This window comes from Actinosynnema sp. NPDC050436, from assembly GCF_040655415.1.
GTDB lineage: Bacteria > Actinomycetota > Actinomycetes > Mycobacteriales > Pseudonocardiaceae > Actinosynnema.
Window position 1 is genome coordinate 25,510 of sequence record NZ_JBFAJV010000031.1, and the last position, 6,353, is coordinate 31,862.

Sequence of the window (6,353 nt, forward strand, 5' to 3'; positions counted from 1 at the left end):
CATGCCCTGGTGGTCCAGCGTGCGCGATCGTCGCAGCTCAGCGTCCCAGTGCAGAGTTCTGACACCCCAAAAGCCACCCGCGCCGACGCGCTCGCCTGGTGGACGCACACCCCCGGCCCGCTGACCGCCGTCCAGCACCGGGCACTCGGCGACGGCCGGCCCGACCTGGCCGTCACCCTCGCCGCGACCGCGCGCGGCTACCGCGCCGTTTACCCGCACGACCCGGACGACCTGCTCGCCGCCGAGACACTCGGCATCGACACCACCACCACGCTCGGCGACCCCTATGCCACAACGTTCCTGCTGATCCGACGCGGCTGCACCCACCGACGCGCCGACCTCCTCCGCCGCGCCGAAACGGACTACACCGCCGCGCTGGCTTGGATCGACGCGCCCCCGGCCTGGTCGGAGAGGCACTCGGCGGGCTCGCCCTGATGCACCGCGCGCAGAACCGGACCCAACGGGCCCACGACGTCCAGACCGGCGCACTGGCCCTCGCGCGCGCGGAGCGCCCCGGTCCCGAGGCCACCGCTTACCGCAACCTCGCCATGATCCTGCGCGACCTCGGCGATTACACCGCCGCGTTCGCCCACGCTGAACGCGCCCTCGCGATCCGCCGACACACCGGCGGGCCCGTCCAGATCGCCGACGCGCTGCTCGCGTTTGCCGAACTCCACCTCGACCAGGGCCTGCCTAAAGGCCCGAACGAGGCCGGGAAGCTGTGCGGCCGCGCCCACGCGATCCTCGCCGACGCCGGCGGCGCGCCCGCCGAACTCACCCGCGCCCACACCCTCGCCGCCCGCGCCCGCCCCGACGAAGCCCGCCGCTGCTGACACACCCGACCACCCCCCGCACGGCAGACCCGCCGACGCCGCGTCACCGCACCCCGAAGACCCGGTGATGCGGCCAGTATCAACACCCAGGACTCCTGGAGCCGCACCGAAAGGCGAGGTGGTGGATCGGCACCGGCCAAAGGGCGGCCGCCGGGGCAGGCCAGGCCCTCGGGTCTGTACAACTGTCGGTGTAAGTCCTGATCAAGGATGAGCACTGATGGAAGAGATGATGTCCGGCGTGGAGAACGTCGAGGACTCGAAGCCCGCGACCGGCCTGGACGGCCTGGACGAGCAGTTGATCGACCGGCTGGTGGGCCAGGCCCGGGCCGGTGGGTTGACGCTGACCGGCGAGGGTGGGGTGTTGCAGCAGCTCACGAAGCGGTTGCTGGAGTCCGCGTTGGAAGGGGAGATCACCGACCACCTGGGCTACGACCGCCACGATCCGGCCGGTCGCGGGACGGGGAACTCTCGCAACGGCGCCCGCTCCAAGACGGTGTTGACCGACGTGGGCCCGGTGGAGATCGACGTGCCCCGTGACCGCAATGCGGAGTTCGAGCCGAGGATCGTGGCCAAGCGGCAGAGGCGCCTGACCGGGGTGGACGAGATGGTGATCTCGTTGTCGGCCAAGGGTTTGACCACCGGCGAGATCAGCGCGCACCTGGCCGAGGTCTACGGCGCGGCGGTGTCGAGGCAGACCATTTCCACGATCACCGACAAGGTGGTCGAGGGCATGGTCGAATGGCAGAACCGGCCTCTCGACGTCGTCTACCCGGTTGTGTTCATCGACGCGATCCACGTCAAGGTCCGGGACGGCCAGGTCGCCAACCGGCCCGTCTACATGGCGATGGCCGTGACCGTCGAAGGCCACCGCGACATCCTCGGACTCTGGGCCGGGGACGGCGGCGAGGGCGCGAAGTACTGGCTCCACGTGCTCACCGAGCTGCGCAACCGCGGCGTCGCCGACGTGCTCATGCTCGTCTGCGACGGCCTGGCCGGGCTGCCCGACGCGGTCACCACGGTCTGGCCCCGAACGGTGGTGCAGACCTGCATCGTCCACTTGCTGCGCAACAGCTTCCGCTACGCCGGCCGCCAGCACTGGGCCGCCGTCGCCAAGGCCCTCAAGCCGGTCTACACCGCTCCCACCGAGGCCGCCGCCCGGGAGCGGTTCGCCGAGTTCGCCGAAGCCTGGGGCGCCCGTTACCCGGCGATCGTGCGGCTCTGGGACAACGCCTGGGCCGAGTTCGTCCCGTTCCTCGCGTTCGACACCGAGATCCGGCGGGTGATCTGCTCGACCAACGCGATCGAGTCCGTCAACGCCCGCATCCGCCGCGCGGTCAGGGCCCGGGGCCACTTCCCCAACGAGCAGGCCGCGCTCAAATGCGTCTACATGGCGGTCATGAGCCTGGACCCCACCGGCACCGGACGCAAACGCTGGACCATGCGCTGGAAACCGGCGTTGAACGCCTTCGACATCGCCTTCGACGGCCGCCTCACCACCGGACGCGAGTAACCCCCACCTTTCCGCCCCGACTTACACCGAACACTGGACAGACCCAGGCCCTCGGACCCGAGCGGCCCGCCATCGTGGTCGGCCGGCCCCGGACCGTTCGACCGGCACGGCAGACACCCCACACGCTGCTGGCCCACGTGCTGTCAGCGTCGGATACCGGTGAGGTTCGCGTGGATTCAACGGGCGGGCGAGGATGAACCAGTCGAAGGTGATGAGGCCCGGCCAGCGGCTCCACGACCTAGGTGAACGACGAATCGGCTGAGCTGTTACTGATCACATCGTTGTTGCGATGGTAGTTGGCGAGTGGGTGTCGCTGCGACGCCGTGCCCGGCGACATCGGCGGGTCATGTCATGGACTACCGGGTGAGGGAGGATCGGGAATGCGCAGGGGGATCTCCGGGCGGTGGTTCAGCACGCTCGTGGTGTCAGGGCTCGGCATTGCGCTAGCTGCGGGAACGGGGTGGATGCTCAGCCACGGCACGCGGGGGGCGGAGATCGCCAACATCTGGGCGTTGCCCGTGTCGCTGATCGGTGTTCTGATCGCGGCTTTCGGGTGGTCGTTCCGGGGGACCGCGGGTGGCGGGCGAGTACTCGCGGAGGTCGCGGACGGGCTCGCGTTACGGGTGGCCGAGCGCGAGGCGGTGGCGTTGCGCCGGTTGCTCGGCGACATCGGCGATGTTCGGCCGGCGGATCTGATGTTCACCCGGTTGGCGCTCGGGTCGGGATGGCGTTCCGACGGCGGGGATCCGGAGGGCACCGTGCACGCCGCGGCGGCGTACTTCCGGGGGCTGGACCGGGGACGTCTGGTGGTGTTGGGGGAACCCGGCGCCGGCAAGACGATCATGGCAATCGCTCTTGTCCTCGACCTCGTGCGGGAACCGCCGGATGACGGGGTGCGGAGAGTCCCGATACGGCTGTCCCCCTCCTCGTTCTCCGCCGGCACGCTTCGGGCGGGCGACCCGCGGCTCGTGCGCGAGCGCCTGGACGACTGGATCGTGGAGGCGCTGGCGTCCTCCTACGGGATCGGCCCGAGGGTGGGCCGGGAGCTCGTCGCCCAGGGACGAATCATTCCGGTGCTGGACGGCCTCGACGAGATGGGCTGTCGCAGCGGCGACCCTGGACCGGGCGAACTCGCGCGGTCCTCTCCCCTTGAGTCGCTGCTGACGTCGCTGAACTGGCCGACGGGCGGGGTGCTGCGTCCTGTCGTGGTGACCTGCAGATCCGACCGGTACCTCGAACTCGTCGCCCATGACGTGACGGTGGTACAGGACGCGACCGTCGTCGAGATGCGTCCACTGAGCACGGACCGGGTCACGCGGTGGATCACGCGGCTGTTTCCCGACCCGGACGAGCCCACCTCCGTAGAGGGTCGTTGGCGCCCCGTGGTCAAACGGCTCGACAAGCACCCTCGAGGCAGGCTCGCCGTCGGGCTGTCGTCCCCGCTACGGCTCTTCCTCGCGGTGGCCGCATACCGCAGTAAGGCAACCCGACCCGAGGAACTCTTGGCCGTGTCCGCGGCCGACCTCGACGACCACCTGTTCGCCCGGTTAGTGCCCTCGATAACCGCGCACCACCCGCGCGGTTCCGGTCATTACCGGGCGGACCAGGTCACCAGGTGGTTGACGACGATCGCGGACCACCTCGACACAATGGGCAGGCAGGGTCGCTCACGCACCGACTTCCGGGCATACGACCTCTGGCAGACGTCGCGCCGGGCGCGGTCGATCCAGGTGCTCACCGCGTGCGCGACACTGTTTCCGCTGATACCGGTGCTGGTGATGTGGTTGGTGACCACGCCGGCCTTCGCCAGCACGTGGTTCACGGGTATTCGCTGGTCCGTGGCGCTTGCGCTGGCAGGAATCCTGGTCGTCTCCGTGGCGGGTTTTGCGTCGAGCGGGGACGGGCCTACCAGTCCGTGGCCGGTGACCCTGCCGGGTCGGGGTGTCCGGGGCAACCCTGGGGAACCGATCCGGCGCGGCCTGCGACAGGAGGTGCTATGCCTGCTGGGCGCGTGCACTGCCGGTGGTGCCGTCGGCACCAGTTTCGGGTCGGTCGTCCTCGGAGTTCTGCTCGGTGCCGCGGCAGCGCCCGCGCTCGGGACTGCGGCGCGGGGACACGCGACCTGGCTCCGCTACCTCATCACGGTCGCCATGCTGTCACGACGCCACGCGTTTCCCATCCGCTCCGCCAGGTTCCTCGATTGGGCCTGGCAAGCGGGGCTGATCCGGATTTCGGGTGGGCGAGTCCAGTTCCGGCACCAGGAACTGCAATCGTGGCTGGGCCGGTCGCACCCACCACGCACCGCGCCGCCGTTGTTTGACCAGATCGCCCTGTCCGCGCTCCTGGCGCAGCCGGCGGAGGACGCGACCGGCCAGCGAACACAGAACGAGCGGAAGCTGCGTGTGCTGGGTCTGGTGGTCACCGCACTGGCCGTGACGCCATCCGTGCTCCTGATCGCCCTCGTGTTCGCTGGCACGTTCGTGCTGACCCAGGGCCTCTTCCTCCCGGCCGTGTTCCTGTTGACCTTCGTCGTGCTCGTGACCGCGTGCGCTCTCACCGCTGCCATGGGCACGTTGTGGTCTACCGCCTCCCGGTACACCAGGATGACGCAATTGGCACGCACCCCGCCCCGACGCCACGAAGGGCGGGACAGCGCCCACGACGTAGGCGGGTCCGCCACCACGGTCCAGTTCGCCATGGACCACACCTGCGGAGGTCTTTGCCTGACCGAAATACCGGGCTTCGTCGACAGTCCTGACCAGCGTACGACGTTTTTTCCACTCGCATGGCCGATCAGCTTCGTGAGCATGGCTCTCCTCCCGGTGACTACTCCCCGACCCGTCGGGTCGAGCCGGTCGGCATTCGAGAACCCGTCCACCGTGGTACTGCTCATGATCGCGTCGGCGGGCGTCGCGAGCGCGTTTCTACGCATCCGCTCCCACAGAATGCGGAGCATCATCGAGATCGTCGTTCCCTTCGGCCTGACACGGCTCCCCGCTGACATCGCAGCGGTGATGGTTCTTCACTCGTCCGCCCACCTCAGACTCCACCACGTGGAACGGGTTCGCTGGCACCGTTCGGTCCGCCTGGTGTCCGCGCTGTGTACGGCACCGCTCGTCGGTGGAGGTGTCGCACTCGCACTCGACCTGGACCGACTGACCGCGGGCGTTCTCCTGCTCCTGCTGACTTCAGGCGCGTGCGCGGTCACCGGTCTGGTGCTCACCGGGAGACTGCTCGAACTGCTCCTCGAACTGAGGGCGGACAGCGACTGGTACGCCAGCGCGGAGGTGCGCGCAGCTGTCATGAGGTTGCTGACGCAGCGCCGGAGATCCGCCATGGCCGACGTCCGCCTCCGCGCGCTCGCCGAAGGCAGCTTGCCGGTCACGGTCCAGACCGCGCTGCCGATCGCGTCGATGTCGCTGGCCGTTCTCAGCCTGGCGGGCGCGCTGGCGCTGTTGGTGTGAGCAGGCAGGTTCGGAAGGCGGGCGGCGTTCCTTTGGACGATACTCGGGACGATCATCGGGCATGACCGAGCTGTCGGAATGGCCTGTGGGCTCGTTCAACTGCGTTGCACCCAGCAGGCGGCCCTGCCCTCCGTGGCCGCTGCCCGGGAGTGCCCGCCGGGCATTCCGCTCCGCGAGGCCGTGGCGCAACTCCCTTCGATGTCAAGTAGGCGTTGGCGAGGTTGTCGCCGTTCCTGGGGCAGCCTTCATCAGGCCAGCCTCTGTCCACTGCGTCAACCGCCGTGACGGTCTCGTTTGGCCTTGAGGTTCAGACGGCGTCGGAGTGGCAAGTTCGACCTGAAGGGGGTCACCAGGTGGTGACTTCCGTTGTTACTTCAGCTGGTATTCCCCTGCAGCCACGCCTCGAAGTGGTCCTCGGTCAGGGGGCGTGAGATCAGATTGCCTTGGATGGCGTCGCAGCCCATGGCCACGAGCTGGTCGCGGGCGGCGTCGTCCTCCACGCCCTCGGCCACCACGGTGAGGCTCAGCGAGTGGCCCAGCTCGACG

The 6,353-nt window shown here is 69.2% G+C and carries 5 protein-coding genes; 4 read left to right on the top strand and 1 reads right to left on the bottom strand.

The window, feature by feature from the left end; genetic code table 11:
- Positions 1-48 precede the first annotated feature (48 nt).
- The 4 genes from AB0I60_RS37145 (at position 49) to AB0I60_RS37160 (ending at position 5,807) form a co-directional block, all read left to right on the top strand.
- Positions 49-435, top strand: a complete 387-nt coding sequence (locus AB0I60_RS37145) for a hypothetical protein (RefSeq protein ID WP_360738876.1) — start codon at positions 49-51, stop codon at positions 433-435.
- Entirely contained in the window at positions 435-833 is a 399-nt protein-coding gene (locus AB0I60_RS37150; protein ID WP_360738878.1) for a tetratricopeptide repeat protein, read from the top strand. The genes AB0I60_RS37145 and AB0I60_RS37150 overlap by 1 nt, the downstream gene beginning before the upstream one ends.
- Positions 834-1,059: 226 nt before the next feature.
- Positions 1,060-2,343 (top strand): IS256 family transposase, encoded by a 1,284-nt coding sequence (locus tag AB0I60_RS37155; protein ID WP_360738883.1) that lies wholly within the window; start codon positions 1,060-1,062, stop codon positions 2,341-2,343.
- Between the two features lie 380 nt (positions 2,344-2,723).
- Positions 2,724-5,807, top strand: a complete 3,084-nt coding sequence (locus AB0I60_RS37160) for an NACHT domain-containing protein (RefSeq protein WP_360738881.1) — start codon at positions 2,724-2,726, stop codon at positions 5,805-5,807.
- Positions 5,808-6,181: 374 nt separating this feature from the next.
- Here AB0I60_RS37160 and AB0I60_RS37165 read toward each other — a convergent pair.
- The coding region (locus AB0I60_RS37165) for an EAL domain-containing protein (protein ID WP_360738885.1) at positions 6,182-6,353 on the bottom strand (172 nt) is incomplete at its 5' end.